The organism is Streptomyces sp. NPDC088400 (assembly GCF_044753355.1).
Classification (GTDB): domain Bacteria; phylum Actinomycetota; class Actinomycetes; order Streptomycetales; family Streptomycetaceae; genus Streptomyces.
This window is the reverse complement of record NZ_JBIVMZ010000017.1, coordinates 91,764-107,275: the sequence shown is the minus strand read 5'-3', so window position 1 is coordinate 107,275 and position 15,512 is coordinate 91,764. Positions and strand designations below refer to the sequence as shown.

Annotated in this window: 9 protein-coding genes and 1 tRNA gene; 7 read left to right on the top strand and 3 right to left on the bottom strand. The window is 71.9% G+C overall.

What is annotated here, in order from left to right; genetic code table 11:
- The first annotated feature begins 18 nt into the window (after positions 1 to 18).
- Complete coding sequence (locus tag ACIQD6_RS32240) at positions 19 to 792, top strand: type VII secretion system-associated protein (RefSeq protein WP_401889482.1); 774 nt, start codon at positions 19 to 21, stop codon at positions 790 to 792.
- 153 nt (positions 793 to 945) lie between these two features.
- A complete protein-coding gene (locus ACIQD6_RS32235; protein ID WP_401889480.1) occupies positions 946 to 1,851 on the top strand; it encodes a type VII secretion system-associated protein in 906 nt (301 codons plus the stop codon).
- 69 nt (positions 1,852 to 1,920) lie between these two features.
- Here ACIQD6_RS32235 and ACIQD6_RS32230 read toward each other — a convergent pair whose 3' ends face one another.
- The gene (locus tag ACIQD6_RS32230; protein WP_401889477.1) at positions 1,921 to 3,288 is read right to left on the bottom strand and encodes an RICIN domain-containing protein; all 1,368 of its coding nucleotides are present in this window, start codon (positions 3,286 to 3,288) and stop codon (positions 1,921 to 1,923) included.
- A gap of 664 nt (positions 3,289 to 3,952) precedes the next feature.
- Between ACIQD6_RS32230 and ACIQD6_RS32225 the strand changes: the two genes are divergently transcribed.
- The 3 genes from ACIQD6_RS32225 to ACIQD6_RS32215 are packed head-to-tail and all read left to right on the top strand — an operon-like array spanning position 3,953 to position 9,979.
- Complete coding sequence (locus tag ACIQD6_RS32225) at positions 3,953 to 4,933, top strand: type VII secretion system-associated protein (RefSeq protein ID WP_401889475.1); 981 nt, start codon at positions 3,953 to 3,955, stop codon at positions 4,931 to 4,933.
- Entirely contained in the window at positions 4,930 to 8,499 is a 3,570-nt protein-coding gene (locus ACIQD6_RS32220) for a hypothetical protein (RefSeq protein ID WP_401889473.1), read from the top strand. Before ACIQD6_RS32225 ends, ACIQD6_RS32220 begins: the two co-directional genes overlap by 4 nt.
- Positions 8,500 to 8,539: 40 nt before the next feature.
- The gene (locus ACIQD6_RS32215) at positions 8,540 to 9,979 is read left to right on the top strand and encodes an RICIN domain-containing protein (RefSeq protein WP_401889470.1); all 1,440 of its coding nucleotides are present in this window, start codon (positions 8,540 to 8,542) and stop codon (positions 9,977 to 9,979) included.
- Between the two features lie 132 nt (positions 9,980 to 10,111).
- Here ACIQD6_RS32215 and ACIQD6_RS32210 read toward each other — a convergent pair whose 3' ends face one another.
- Entirely contained in the window at positions 10,112 to 10,936 is an 825-nt protein-coding gene (locus tag ACIQD6_RS32210; protein ID WP_401889468.1) for an endo alpha-1,4 polygalactosaminidase, read from the bottom strand.
- Positions 10,937 to 11,555: 619 nt separating this feature from the next.
- Positions 11,556 to 11,628: transfer RNA gene (locus ACIQD6_RS32205), tRNA-Arg, on the bottom strand.
- A gap of 312 nt (positions 11,629 to 11,940) precedes the next feature.
- On the opposite strand from ACIQD6_RS32205, the gene ACIQD6_RS32200 reads away from it, so the two are divergent.
- Both ACIQD6_RS32200 and ACIQD6_RS32195 read left to right on the top strand, forming a co-directional pair.
- Positions 11,941 to 13,533, top strand: a complete 1,593-nt coding sequence (locus ACIQD6_RS32200; protein WP_401889499.1) for a dynamin family protein — start codon at positions 11,941 to 11,943, stop codon at positions 13,531 to 13,533.
- 5 nt (positions 13,534 to 13,538) lie between these two features.
- Positions 13,539 to 15,485, top strand: a complete 1,947-nt coding sequence (locus ACIQD6_RS32195) for a GTPase (RefSeq protein ID WP_401889497.1) — start codon at positions 13,539 to 13,541, stop codon at positions 15,483 to 15,485.
- The last annotated feature ends 27 nt before the right edge of the window (positions 15,486 to 15,512 follow it).

The following is a 15,512-nucleotide window of genomic DNA, read 5'->3' as shown; positions in this document are numbered from 1 at the left end:
CATCCCAGCGAGGAGCTCATGAACGACAACACCGCCGCCGGAGCGCCCACCGCCGAGGCCGGGCCCGCCGACGACACCGCGCCGCCGGTCCCCGCGGAGATCGAGGAAGCCGCCCGGCTCGCTCCCGACCACTGGCTGGGCATGGTCGACCCCGCGTGGTCCGGGGAGGGCGAACCGCCGAACTGGGCGGTGGTGGGTCAGTGGAGGTCCGGCCTGGACGGTGAGATCGAGGAGTGGCGCCCCAACGAGGAGTACCGCCCCTCGCCCCAGGCGCTCGGCTGGCCCGCGCCGACCGACCCGGTGGACGAGGCGGTCCAGCTCGCGGCCACCGGCTACGGCCCGGGTGAGGCGGTGCCGCGGACGCTTGCCGTGGCGGAGGTCGCCGTCCTGCTCGGCCCCGGCGGCGTCCCGTTGTCGGCCACCTCGCCCGACGGGGCGTCGGTGGTGCCCGTCTTCACGTCTCCCACGTATCTGCACGCGGCCGGGCGCTTCGGCTACGAACTGACGCCCGTGCCCCAGGTGGTGGACCGGATACCGGAAGGCCATGTGCTCTACCTCAACCCCTCCGGACCGGTCGGTATGACCGTGGAGAGCGACGCCTTGCGTCAGGCGGTCGAAGCGGCGGCCCGGGAGGCGGGGGACGGGGAGAAGTCCGAAAGGCCGTCGGCTCCCGCGCGCTCCTCGACGGCCGGTGGCGCGGAGGTGCCGAAGCGTCCGGTCACCGAGACCTCCGCCGGAGCCCGGGCGGGGGGAGGGACCGGCCAGGATCCGGCCCTCGGCCTCGACAACTGACCGCGGCGCACCGCGCACCGCTCATCGAACCCCGCACCGCGCACCGCTCATCGAACCCCGCACCGCACATCGCACATCGAACCCCGCACCGCGCACCGCTCATCGAACCCCGCACCGCACATCGCACATCGCACACCGATGGAGTTGCCTCCCATGACGAGCCCTTCCGGTCCTCCGGACCACGAGCCTGAGAACACCGCCGAGGCGGGCCCCTCCGAGGTCCAAGGCGGCCCGTCCGCCGTGCTCAAGGGCCAGGAGGGTTTCCGGGAGCCGCCCGAGGACTACGTAAAGGCCGCCAAGGTGGCCCCCAACCACTGGCTGTCCATCATCGATCGGCACTGGAGCGGTGACGAGGGCGAACCCCCGCCCTCGTGGGCGAGCCTCGGGCGCTGGCGCAGCGACGAGAACGGGGAGATCGTCGAGTGGGAGGTGAACACCGAGTACCGTCCTTCACCCGACGCGCACGGCTGGGCCCCACCGGTCGGCCCCGTGGACGCCGCCGTGCAGCTGGTCGCCACCGGATACGCCTCGGAGGATTTGTTCGCCCTGATGCTCGCCGACGCCGAGGTGGCCGTATGCGTCGATGAGACCGGTGGCCTGGCGGTGACCGAAGCGGAGGACGGTACAGAGGCCGTGCCCGTCTTCTCGACATCACCGGAACTGGAGGAGGACAAACTGCCTCCGCACGAGGTGATGTTCGTGCCCGATCTCCTGAACCGGTTGCCGGAAGGCAAGGAGGTGCTGTTCCTCAGCTCCTCCGCTCCGGTGGGGCAGCTCGTCACGGCGAGCGCGCTGCGGGCGGGCAAGGCCGAACTGGAGCAGTACGAGGCGGAGGGGGCCTTCGACGAGTGGCCGCCCGCGTCCACGTCCGCGCCTGCCGGTGGCCCGCCCGAGGGCATCGCGGATCTGCCGGACCTCGGGTCGGTCGAAGGCTGGCCCGACTTCATGACGGATGAGCAGCCGCCGACACCCGGGAAGACGGACGACGGATCCGGTACCGGCGACGGGACAGCGGAGGAGCGGAAGCGTCCCGGTCCCGGAGCGGCGGAAGAGAACTGATACGCCCGTGTCCCCGGCGGAGACCGCCGGGGACACGGGTTACGTCCTGTCAGAACCTGGGACGGTGCTTCACTTGCGCGGGAAGTACCACTGGTGGTTGTTGAAGTTCTCGGCGGCGCACGGGTAGATGATCAGGTCGCGGTTCTGGTCGTTCGCCGACTGCGAGTCCAGGCACTGCTGGTTGCTGGCGTAGTTCCGGACCCAGTACGTACCGTCCGGCCGCGGGTCCAGCCACCACAGCTGGTTGTCGGCCGTCGTGCCGTTGCAGGGAAACTCCGTGACCCTCGTCGCCACTCCCACGGACCCGTGGCCGGGCAGGTCCATGCAGAGACCGTCCATGACGTTCCGGATGAGGAAGAGGTCCTTGCCTCCCGGCCCGGCCTTGGGCAGCTTCCGCTCCAGGTTCCACAGCTGGTTGTCGTCCGTGTTGCTGTTGCACGCCGACTGGTGGACGGGACCGTCGTTGACCCCCTTGCTGAACCCGGGTATGTCGGCGCAGGTCTTGTTCGTCCAGTTCTTGACGAGCACGCTGGTCACCACGGACGGCATGCCGCCGGTGTCCGCCTTGACCACCGCCTTGGGCTTGGGCTTCGACTCCTTCTTCTTCGAGGCCGAAGGGCTCGGAGACGTCTTGGGGGCGGGCGGCTGCGTCTTCGGGGATTCGGGAGCCTTGGTCGTCTTCTTGGCGACCGGGCTCTTCGTGGGGGACGGGGATTCGGCGACGAACACGCCCGCCTTCCGCTGCTCGTCGTCTCCGAGGACGGTGTCGGCCGCGCTCGACGAAGAGGTGTTCTCCTTGCGGTCGTCATCCGAGTTGGTACCCAGGAGGAGCAGCGGTACGGAGACGAGGATGGCCCCCGCTATGGCGGCGCCGGCCAGCATGGGTTTCCTGGGGCGTCCGGGGACGCCCGGGTCGGCGGCGGAGGCGCTGCCGCCGGAGGCAGCGGTCCCGGTGGCGGCGGTCGCCGCACCACGCGGCTCGGCGTTGCTGCCGGTGGTGGCCGCGGCGGCGGTGGAGGTTCCGGCCTTGGCGGAAGTCCCGGCCTTGGCGGAGGCGCTCGTGGCCGGGGCGTCGGCCGCGGCGGCCGTTTCGGTGCGCTCGCCGGAGGCCCGCTCCTCGCTCGGGGCGCCGGAGGAGGCGCGCTCGCTCTTCCGCCCACCGGTCCCGGACGCGCTGCCGGATCCGGATGTGGTGCTGACCGCGCCGGACGTGGCCGTACGGGATGTGCTCCTCGGCGATCCGACGCCGCTCGTGGTGTCTTCGCCGGCACGCGAGGCGGTGCCGGATTCCGCCTTGCCCGGAGCGGATTCCGACTCCTTCGTCGTCCCGCTTTCTCTCTCGCTCTTGTTCCCGGCGGACGATACCTCGGCTGAGGAATCGGCGCTGGTCCGGCCGCGCGGCGCCGGGGTGCCTGAGGCCTGCTGCTGGTCGGGCATGGGTTTCTCCTCGTGGCCACGGAGTGGAGCCCGTGGCACTGGGGGCAGTTGGAGGGATCGTGGTGATGGGGCGTGCGTAGGGCGTACAGGGGTGTGTACGGGTCTCACCGGTATGGGGAAGACGGCCCTGCTGCGGTGGCGGTTCCACCACCGCGGCCGACGCGATGCGCCCGGGGCGTGCTCAGGAGCCGGTCGCCCCGGGCCCGTTCGTGCGGTGCACGGGCCGGGCGGGAGGCCGGAACGGATGAGGGCGGAGGGACCGGAGGTTACGGGGAGGGACCGGAGGGTACAGAGGGACGCCTTCCCGGTACAGTGCGCCTCATTGGTCCAGACGAGATGACCGCCACAGTGGAAATCCAGGAGTTCGGGATACCGTTGACCCTCGATCAGCGTACACAGGCCATCCTCCACGAGGATCGACCGGCGGCGGGGAACGAGTGCCTGACGATCCGTCAGAATATTCGGCCGTGGTGGGCTCGTCGGAGGAGAGGCAGTGTCGCCTCTGTCGCGACCCGGCATCCCTGGTCACTTGATATTCATCTACCGCACGCTGTCGGGCAATCGGATGGAGCGCTCGCTCAATGGTCTGCTCCATCAGACTGCCAACTGTGAAAGGTGACTTCTAAGGTGTGGAACACGTCTTGTGCTTCTGGAGGGCGTGCCGGTGAGTGAGCGCGACGAACAATCCTTCCCGGACATAGTTCCCCCGTCGGCGTCGGCGTCGGCGTCGGCCACCGGTACCGCCGGAGCCGGAGCCGGAGCCGGTGTCGGTGTCGGCGACGCGGTCGCTGCCGGTGTCGCTGCCGACGAACCGATGCCCGAACCGCCCCAGGAAGTCATCGAGGCCGCCCGGCTTCTCCCCGACCAGTGGGTGAGCGTGCCCGACCCCGCCTGGTCCGGCGACGGAGTGCCGCCGGACTGGGCGGTTCCCGGCCGGTGGCGCACGGACTCCACGGGTGAGATCACCCAGTGGGCGGACAACGAGGACTACCGCCCCTCCCCGGATGCCCTCGGCTGGCCGACGCCCACCGACCCGGTCGAGTCCGCCATCCAGCTCGCGGTCACGGGGTACGGCCCCGCCGAGGAGGTCCTCCGTACGCTGGCCGCCGCCAAGGTCGCGGTGCTCACCGGCCCCGACGGCGAGCCGCTGGCCGTGCGGTCGTCGGAGGGCGGACCGGTGATCCCCGTCTTCACCTCGCCCGCGTACTACCGCGTCGTCGGGGCGTTCGCCGCCCGGCTCGTACCGGTGGCCGACCTGGTCGGGCAACTTCCCGACGGGCATTCCCTCTACGTCAACCCGACCGGGCCCGCGGGCATGGTGATGGAGACCGAGGCACTGGTCGAGGAGATCGGGGCCCAGGAGCGTGGTGAGCCGCGGCCGACGAGCGTGAGCGAGTCGGGCGAGGAGAGGGCGCCGTCCATCCAAGCGGTACAGGTGGGGGACGCGGCGGCCGACGGTTCGGCGCCGCAGACAGCTGACCTTCCGGCGCTGACCGATGTGCCGGAGACACTTGACCTTCCGGAGCCGATCAACTTTCCGGAGCCGACCGCGCCCGCGGTCCCCGCTGACCTGTCAGGCCCGGCAGGTCAGGCGGATCCTGCTGAGACCGCGGGGGCTCCGGCCGACAGGAGGATTCAGCCGTGACACGGTGGGGCGGTGCCTTCACCCGGCGTCGCGGAGGCCGGTCCTCGGTCTCGACGGGGCGCGAGCGGACCGGAGCCGTACCGGCGAACCGGGACGAATCCACCGGTGACGGGGCGGACCAGGCCGTCCTGGTCGAGGACTACGACGGTCTGCTGCTGCTCCGTTCACCCTCGGACGAGACGCTGAGCCCGGCCGATGTCACCGATCTGGCCCGTGGGCTGTACTCCGACGACGGAACCGTGACCGTGATCGCGGGCACCGACGGCGTGACGGCCGCCGCCTTCTGGCCCCGGCTGAGTGAACTGCTCGACTCCCTGCGGGAGTCGGGCACCGAGACCGTACAACTGGTCATGGCCGGCGCCGGGCACGACACCAAGGAACGGCCCGCCACGGCGCGCCGGATCGCCGACGCCTGGCGGCTGGAGGTGAAGGCGCCGGACGGGCCCGCCGTGGTCGTGCCCGGCGGCTCGCTCTTCGTGCCGTACGCCTCGGTTGGGTCGGGTGCCTCCGCAGGTTCGGGTGCCTCCGTCGGGTCGGGAGTCGACAGAGGCTGGTGGCGGTTCGCGCCGGGGGAGAATCCGGAGCCGCTGGGACCGCGCAGCCCCGCGCCGCCGTGGCAGACGGCGTTGCGCGGTGTGCCGTCGAGGACGGACGGCGGATCCGTGGTCGAACAGATCCCGGCGGGGCTGCTGGTACGGCCCGCCGAGGCCGCCGCGTCGCGGCTGGGGGACCTGTACCACGCGGTACCGGTCGATCCCGGACGCCTGACCGTGGTGGTCGGTGTGCCCTACGGCGAGGACGTCTCGGCGGCGGAGGTCGCCGGTGTGCTCGCCGCCCTGCCCGAGTCGGTGAGGTTCCGCCTACGGCTCGCCCCTGGAGGCCTGCGCGATCTGCTGCCGCTGGGCCAGTCGGTGTCCGATCAGCTGGACACCGAGGTGGAAGTGATGACCGGTCTGCCGCTCAGCGCCTCCGGCGGCCCGATGGGCGCGTATTCCGTACGGTCCGTTCTGGTCGGTCCCGACAGTGCGCCCAGGTGGCTGCCGTTCGTGGACGCCGTCATGTGCAGCCCGGCCCGTGGTGCCGAAGAGCCGCCCGCCCCCAGGCTGTTGCGGTGGTCCCCGCCGCTGCGGGGCCCCGCCCGCCCGGAAGAGGGCGTGGTGGGCCTGGACGACCGGTGGCAGGTCACGGTGACCAGGGCGGGCCTGTGGGTCGGCCCGCGCGGAGGCCCCGGCCTCTCCCATACGACGCGCAAGGTCAGCTCCGAAGGCCCGGTCGTCGAAGTGGGTGTTCCCGGCGAGCGGATGGACGCTTCCCTGACGCCGGCCCTGTCCGGACTGCTGGACTCCTTGGCAGTGGACCTGCGCGAGCGCGCCACCCTGCACGTCCACGGCATCGCCATGGACGGCGGCCGCGAACTGCGCCGCCTGGCGGCGCAGCACGGGCTGCGGACCCTCCGTTACGCGTCGGCCGCACCGGTGGCCCGGGGCGCGGAACCGGGACGGGCCACGGTTCCTCAGCAGGCCGGGGCGGGGGAAGAGGCCGGAGGCCAGATACGGGCCGGAGGGCAGATACGGGCCGGCGGCCAGGTACGTACGGAAGGCCACGTACGGGCTGAAGGCCCGGCAACGACCCCGGGGCCGGGACAGACCGCGGGATCGGGACGGACCGTAGCGCCGGGGGCGGCCGCCGTTTCGGGAGGGCCCGCCTTCCCGGGACGGCCCGTCTCTCCGGGGCGGCCCGCTCCGGAGCGGGCCGACGAGGCGCGTCGACCCGTGGCTCCCGCACCGAACTCAGCGGATGTACGTCCGGCGACCGGCGCCGGTCCTGATGCCGGCGCCGGTGCCACGGCTGGTCCCAGGACACGTCCGGCAGCCGCTCCTGGTGCCAGTGCCAGTGCCAGTGCCAGTGCAGCCGGCGCCGGTGCCGGTCCGGCGGCCGGTTCCCGGCCGGGTCCGACCGCGGGGCGCAGCCCCGCACCGAGTGCGCCGCAGGGCCGGCCGAGGACGGCACCGAACCCGATACCGAACCCGATGCCGAACTCCGGGCCGGACACACGGTCGACGCCCGTGTCCGGAGCCGGTGAGCCAGGTACTGCCGGGCGCCCCACATCCGCCGGGCCGCGCGGGGAGGCCGAGAAGCCGGAGGACCGGAAACCTACGACGGCGCCCGGACCGACGCGTACGGTCGGCGGGACATCCGTGGCGGGAGAGGCGGGTGAGGCGGGGCACGGCCCAACACCCGTACGACGGCCGGTTTCCGGCGCGCCCGCCGGGGCCGCATCCGGCCGACCACTGGGTCAACAGCCCGGTGCCGGACCGGAATCCGCCCAGGGCTCCCCACCCGGGCCCGCGACTCGTCCTCGGTTCCCGGCACCCGGCTCGACTCCCGCTCCGGGACACGTGCCCGCTCCGGTTTCTGAGACGGCTCCGCGTCCCGAGAGGGTTCCGCGTCCCGAGAGGGTTCCGGCTCCCGAAAGGGGCCCCGCTCCCGAGGCCTCTCCGGCTCCCGCGCGGGAGAGTCGATCCACCGAGCGCGAGGGTGTCGCCGAGAAGCCCGCCGTACGGTCGGCTGCCCCCGGCGAACCGGGCGGGGCTTCGGTCCCGGCCCCGGCGCGGAAACGGACGGTTCCGGCTGCCGACTCCCCGGCCACCGGGCCCAACTCGGCCACCGGGCCCCGCCCGGACACCGGCTCAACCCCGGCCACAGGGCGCGGCTCTGACACAGCCCCCGCCCCGAACACGGGCCCCAGCCCGTCCGCATCCGCATCCTCGTCCTCGGGCCCCAGAGCCCGTATCCAGGCTCCACTCGCCCCCGCCCCGCTCGGCCCGGGGCATCGGAGTACGGATGAGGAACGGAACGCCTTCCGGGCGCTCGCCGATGCGGAGTGGGACCGGCACGGTGCGGCCGTGGCCCAGTCGCTCGCCCGTATGCCCGCCCTGCGTGGCAAGGAACAGGAGGCCGCCCGCGCCGACTTGATCGCGCTGCGGCTCTATCTGCGCACCGCGAAGGGCCCGTTGAGCCACGGTGCGGTGACCCGGGCGCTGCGCGAGTACGAGGACGAGATGCTGCCGTACGCGGCGTGCGTGGCGTCGGCGTTGAACAGGCTGCCGTCCTACCGGGGCGCGACGTTGCGCGGCACAGGCGCCGGGTCCGTTGCGGGCGGTGCCGACGCCCCGCTTCCTGGGGCGATGCTTCGCGATCCCGCCCTGGTGAGCGCGGTGCCGCTCGACTCCGCGAACGCGCTCACGACGCCGGACGCCTGCTACGTCATCTGGTCGGCCACCGGTCGGCGCGTACGGCAACTGCTCGGCACCGGTCACGGTGCCGAGGAAGTGGTGTTCGCCCCGGGAACCCTTTTCCAGGTTCTGGACGTCCGTTCCGACGACACCTCCGTACAGATCTTCCTGCGGGAACTGACCGGTCCCCACAACGCCACCGAACGCGATCTCGAAGCGGACCGCGCCGCGCTCGCCCGGCTCGACGAAGCCGTGCGTGGGCGCTCGGCCGCGGCGGGCACCGGTCAGTGGCCGGAACGCTGCGCCGGGCCCATCGGCACCGGACCGTGAGACGACACCAACCGACGACATAAAGAATGAGGGGGCTGAAATGGCCCGTCAGCAAGAGCCTTTCGCCAACACGCCGTCGGAGACGTCGAGTACGTCGAGTACGTCGAGTACGTCCGACGTGACGGTCCGCCGGGCGGTGACGGTGTCGGGGGCGACCTCGGATCCGGGCGACGACCTGGCGCCTGGTGGTCCCCGGCGGGACGGTGTTCCGGCAGCGGCGGACACGGGAAGCTCGTCGACGGGCGCATCAGCCGCCGCGAACGCCCCGACCCCGGGCCGACCGGGCGATTCGGTCCTGCAAGAGGCTGAGGGCGCGGAGCGGGAGGGGCTTGCCCCGAAGAGCACCGACCAGGGAAGCGACGAGCCGAAGAGCGCCGACCGGGGGAGTGACGAGCCGACCCCCGGGGTCGGCCCGGATGAGGCGGGGCGAGCGGATTCGGCGGCTGAAGAAGACACTTCCGCGTCGGCTTCCGCGGCATCAGCCACGGCGGCGCCTTCCGCCGCCACCGCATCGTCCTCCGCCGAAATCGCAACGTCCTCCGCGTCCGCAGCCTCCGCGTCCTCGGCCACCACAGGCTCGGCCTCCGCCGCAGCCGTCGCGCAGGCGCGGGGCGGCGGAGCGGGCTCGGCCACCGGAGAGCAGACGCCCCCGGGCGGTCCCAAGAAGCCGATGCTGGCCGCCGCGGCGATCATCGGGACGATACTGATCGCGGTCCCGGTCGTCGTGTTGCTCCAGAACGACGACGAGCCGTCCCGTCCCGACCGGATCGAGCAGGCGGGCGGCACGGTCCTGGACACCGCCCGGTCCGCGAACCCCGGGGGCGACTACACAACCGAGTCACCGTCGCCCTCGGCCTCACCGACGGTCAAGCCGAGCAACACGGTCAAGCAGCCCCCACCGGCCACGTCGGCGGCGCCGTCCCCTTCGAAGAAGACGGATCCCAAGGCCGATGCCAAGGCCGATGCCAAGGCGGCGGCCGAGGCCCTCCGCCGGAAGGCCAACGCCGCTTCCAGTGCCTCCAGGGTCCTGCTGAAGAACACGACGACCGGCCTGTGCGCCGACGTTCCCGGCTTCGGGAAGGGAGCGAACGAGACCCGGGTCAACCAGTACCCCTGCAACGGCACGGACGCCGACAACCAGCTGTGGGACCTGGTGGTCAGCGACAAGGACGGCGGCCCCAAGGGAGCCGCTCTCTTCCAGATCCGCAACAGCAAGGACAGCCTCTGCCTGGATCTTCCCGGTCGCGGTGCCACACCGGGGATGACCCGGGCCCAGCAGTACGCGTGCGATCTGGACAATGACAATCAGCGGTGGTGGCTCGACCCGCGGCCGGACGGTACGTACTGGATCCGCAACTTCGTCAGCGACGGCCTGTGCCTGAACGTGAAGGGGAAGGCGGACCGCCGCAACGATGTCCCGCTCGACCTCGGTCAGTGCGAGGACACCAGCGCCGACGACGACCGCTGGACCTTCGCCTGAGCCGAGAGTTCCACCGCTGTCCGGGCCCGGCCCGGATAGCGTCGCGGCCCGGTGTACCCGTCTGACGGGAGTACACCGGGCCGACTTGGGGCGCTCAGCGGGCCGGACCGGCGGATCCGGTCAGGGGCGCGATCAGCAGGTCTTGCGCACGTACTGGCTGTTGCCGGGAACGGTGACATTCACATCGCGCAGAACGACGCTCAGCCGGCTGCCGAACTCGGCGCACGTCTTCTTGAAGGCGGACTCCTGGTACTCGATCACGATGACGTTGTTGCCGAATCCCTCGGTGTAATCACCGCATTCATCCCACTCACCGCACTCTTCCGCGATCGCGAAGTCGAGTCCGGTCTCCGCTCGCGCGGTGGAGAAATTCACGGTGTTCTTCTGCGCCATCGCCAGATTCTTCTCATGGGCGTATGAGGAGAGCGACTTGATGAACGCCTTGGCGTTGGCCTCGCTGATCAGGCCCTCGGACCGGTCGTAGCTGTCGAGGTTGTCGGGCTCCACGGCATTGAACTTCTTGCTCGCGCAGCTGTCGATCCAGGTCTTCACCTTCGCGGCGATCCGGTCCCGCTTGGCGGCCGTACGGATGTCCAGCAGGGCTTCCCCCCAGCCGCCGTCGTACACGATCTCCCCGGACGAGTCCCGCAGCAGCAGGTCGGAGTCCCACTCGCTCTCCGCGCCTTCCTGCGCCTGGAAAGCGTTGACGTAACAGATGTTGTACAGCCCCGCCGCCGGAGAAGCCGTGTGGTCGCGGCTGACCACCTTCACTCCGGCCGGCGGTGTGTAGGCCCCGCCGATCTGATAGTCGAACCCCTCGTGAACCGGCGGCAGGGTCACGGCCTGTGCCGCCGCGCCGGCGGTGGAAGCGGCGAACAGCGGCGTGATCACCGCTGCCGCGAGGACCGCCGCCGCGGTGGTGAGACTCCGACGGGAACGGACACGATTGCTAGGCACCTTCGAACTCCAGAAGATGAGGGGGATACGTCCCCGCCTCGGACCCGAAACGGTCCTGGCGACTTTGTCCGGGCTTGCGGCCCACAGGCTGCTTACCGGCTGGGCGTACCTCTGTCGCCGAGTGCTCAACTCCGGCGTCCCATGGAGTAAAGCGAGTGGAGAACACCGTGTCAATGAAACGAAGTTGCTCGGATTGCGCGAATCCGCAGTGCATTGATACGTGAAACCCGCCCATAACAAGGGCAAGTTGCACTCGTTCGCGCAGGACGATGCTCGCAATACGCTGAAACTGAGCGTATTGCGCGGACACTTGAGGGTCTCCGGGAGGGGCAGTCGAAGACCGGCACGCGCCAGGGCAGGGGTGGCGGAAACCATTCGCCTTGGACACTCGCGCCGGAAATGGCCGGGCGTATCGGCCGGATGGCCGCGGCCGGTGACACCGCCGACGCGGAGCGTGAGCCGTACCCGGGCGCACGAGCGTGAAGCGACGAGCGGCCGGGCCCGCACGAGAGAGCCCGGCGGGGAAACCGTGCGGAGCGAATCACGCGGAAGATCAGATGTGCGCCGTCCGACCGGTGCGAACCCCTCCCGGAGGAGGGGTTCGCACCGCGCGTAGAAGTGCCCCCGGCAGGACTCGAACCTGCGGCCAAGCGCTTAGAAGGCGCCTGCTCTATCCACTGAGCTACGGGGGCCGATGGTGGCCTCGGTGGCCCGGAGTCCCAGTGGGGCTCCGTGGCCTGCCGGGGACAAGGATAAAGCTCCGATCACCTTGACCCGGTTGCTTCACGTGCGTGGCACGATGTGGAGGTTCAGTGAAGCGAACCGATAATCGCAGGCGGGTGCGATTCACGCATCGCTTTTGGCCTCTCGCGCCCCGGGTGTTGTGCACTCGTTATGCCTGTGCCCCACTCGTCCCGTCTGTCCTGTGCGATTGACCGGCGCGCAGGGATGTCCATACGCTTCAAAAAGGCTCCAAAATTGGGCATTCTTCGCATGTGGTGACCTTGGATGTACGGCCCCAGCTGATCGACGCACTCTCCGCACTGCGCGACCGTGTCGCCGCCGTGCGTCTTCCACTGCCGCTCACCGGGGCGCCCCGGGCCCGGCAGACGAGGGCCGAGCTGCTCGCACAGCTCGACGACTATCTGCTTCCCAGACTCAGGGACCCCGAAGCGCCCTTGCTCGCGGTCGTCGGCGGATCCACCGGTGCGGGTAAGTCCACGCTCGTCAACTCCCTTGTGGGGCGCCGGGTCAGTGAGGCGGGGGTGCTGCGGCCCACCACGCGCACGCCTGTGCTGGTGTGCCACCCCGAGGACCACCACTGGTTCGCGGGAATGCGGGTACTGCCGCATCTCACGCGCGTATGGCTGCCGCAGCAGGAGGAGGATGACGGGGGGCCCGGGACGGAAGGAGCCGAGAAGGAAGCGCTCCGTATCGACACCGCTTCCTCCCTGCCGCGCGGGCTCGCGCTGCTCGACGCCCCCGACATCGACTCGCTCGTCGTGGACAACCGGCTGCTGGCCGCCGAGTTGATCTGCGCCGCGGATGTGTGGGTGATGGTGACCACGGCCTCACGGTACGCGGACGCCGTGCCGTGGCATCTACTGCGTACCGCGAAGGAGTACGACGCGTCGCTCGTGACCGTACTCGACCGGGTGCCGCACCAGGTGATCGACGAGGTGTCACGGCAGTACGGGGCGCTGCTCAGACGGGCCGGGCTCGGGGACGTCCCCCGGTTCACCATTCCCGAACTGCCCGAGTCCGCGGGCGCCGGGAGGGGGCTGCTGCCCACCACCGCCGTCGCGCCGCTGCTCGCCTGGCTCGCGCACCGGGTGCAGGATCCGGCGGCCCGGCAACAGGCCGTGGCGCGTACCGCGGCCGGGGTCATCCACTCGCTGAACGTACGGATGCCGGAGCTGGCCGGGGCGGTGGCCGCGCAGTACGCCGCGTCCGTACGGCTGAAGGGCACAGTGGAGGAGGCCTACGCGGCCGAGGGGGAACGGGTACGGCGCCAGCTTCAGCGGGGCGCGGTGCTCGCCGGGGACGCGCGGACGCGCTGGCGCGGCTACCCCAGGGACAGCTCGGCGCGGGAACTGCTCGACTCGCTGGTGGAGAGCCTGGGCGCGCTGTTGCAGTGCGCGGTCGCCGCCGCCGACGAGCGGGTGGCGGAAGTCTGGCAGCGCGAACCGGCGTCCGGAGCGGTCGACGTCTCGGGCCTGGACGCCGAGTCGGCGGAACGGGTCGGGATGGCCGTCCGCCGCTGGCGCCGGGTTCTCGAGGAACTGGCCGAGGAGGAGGTGCGGCAGCTGGAACGGAACGCCGCGCCCGACTCCGAGACGGTGGCCGCGCTTCTCGCGGCGGCCCTGCTCGGCGGTCGGCGGGCGCGGCTGGCCGGGGAGCGGCTCGCGGAGCGGATCGGAGTGCAGGCGGCGGTACGGCTGCGCGACCGGGGCGGCGAGCTGGTGACGACGTACATCGACCGCGTACTGCACGGGGAGCGCGACCGGCGGCTGGCGCCCCTCGACGCGCTTGAGGTGACCCCGGAGCCGCAGGGCGAGCTGATCGCCGCGCTGTCCGTGGTGCAGAAGGAGAGGTGACCGAGATGCCCAAGATGCCCGAGGGAGCCCCCGTGACGGACGAGATCTCTGTGATGAACAAGGTCAAGGGTGCTGGTGGCGCTGGTGGCGCTGGTGGTGTGGCGGAGGCCGGCATGACCGAAGAGGCGGTCGGGGCCGGGGCGGTCCCCGTTGCCGGTGACGCCGACTCCACCGGCAACTGGGACGACGGGCTCATCGCCCGGCGCGTCGGTGAGAAGGACGATCTGGACGGCGGTACGGACGGATTCGACGGCCTGGGGGGCGGCCTGGTGGCGCTGGCCGGCCCGGAGAGCCTGAGCGGTCTCACCGGCGCACGGGACGGCGTCGTGGCCGCCCCCGGCGAGCGCGGGGCGCACACGCCCATCGGTGGCCCGTACCGGGGGCCGCTGCGGGTACGTCTCGACGCGCTGGGCGAGCTGGTCGGGCTGTCGAGGACCCGGGTCGAGGGATCCGTCCTGGCCGAGGCCGGGCGCGTACTGGACGAGGCGTCCGCCCGTCAGCGGCTGTCCTCGCGCCACACCGTCGTCGCCATCGCGGGCGCGACGGGCAGCGGCAAATCGACCCTGTTCAACGCCCTGGCCGGGGTGCCGATCTCCGAGACCGGCCTGCGCAGGCCGACGACGTCCGCTCCCATCGCCTGCACCTGGACGGACGGCGCGGCGGGGCTGCTCGACCGGCTCGCCATCCCCGGGCGGCTGCGCCGCAGGCCGCTGGCGGGCGGCGACGGCGACGAGGAGTTGCACGGCCTCGTCCTTGTCGATCTTCCCGACCACGACTCCGCCCTCGTCGTCCACCGTGAGCAGGTGGACCGGGTGCTCGGGCTCGTGGACGCGGTGATCTGGGTCGTGGACCCCGAGAAGTACGCGGACGCCGCCCTGCACGAGCGCTATCTGCGGCCGCTCGCCGGATACGCGGAGATCACCTTCGTCGTGCTCAACCAGATCGACCGGCTCCCCGGCGACGCCACCGACCAGGTGCTGGACGATCTGCGCCGGCTCCTCGACGAGGACGGCATGGCGCTCGGGGAGCACGGCGAGCCGGGCGCCACGGTACTGGCGCTCTCCGCGCTCTCCGGGCAGGGCGTGGGGGAGCTGCGCGAGCTGCTCGGACTGTTGGTGCAGGACCGGAACGCCGCTGCCCGGCGCCTCTCCGCCGATGTGGACGCGGCGGCCGGGCGGCTGCGCTCCGCATACGTCGCCGAGGGGCGCGCCGGGCTCGGCGAGCGCTCCCGCGAGCAGTTCGTGGACCGGCTGGCCTGGGCGGTCGGCGCGGTGGCCGCGGGCGAGGCGGCGGAGCGCGAGTGGAGCAGGAACGCGGGGCGCGCGTGCGGGACGCCGTGGCTGCGGCTGTGGCGCTGGTACGAGAGCAAGCGGACGCCCGGCGGCGAACTCCCGCAGGCCCCGGAGATCGTGGAGGAGGAGCTGACGGCACGGCAGCGGGTCGAACAGGCCGTACGTACGGTGGCGGAGGACGCGTCCGCCGGGCTGCCCGCGCCGTGGGCGCACTCCGTGCGCGAGGCGGCGCTACGGGGCGCTGAGGGGCTCCCCGAGGCGCTGGACGCGCTGGCGGTGACGGTGGGGGCGCCGAGCGGCCGGCCGCCGCGGCCCGCCTGGTGGCCCGCGGCCGTGCTGGCGCAGGCGTCGATGACGCTGCTTCAGTTCTACGGGGCGCTCTGGCTGGTGGGGCAGATCCTCGGCGTACTGGACCCGGGGCTGCTCCCGCCCGTGCTGGTCATGCTCGCCGGGATCATCGGCGGGCCGTTCGTGGAGTGGGCCTGCGGTGCGGCGGCCAGGGGGCCCGCACGGCGGTACGGGCAGGACGCCGAGCGGCGGCTGCGCGAGGCGGCGGCGGGCTGCGGGCGGGCGCGGGTGCTGGACCCGATCTCGGCGGAGCTGATGCGGTACCGGGAGGTGCGGGAGCAGTACGTGACGGTCTCGGGTGTGACGGCGTGACCGTACGAGCAGGCGGGCGAGGAGCCG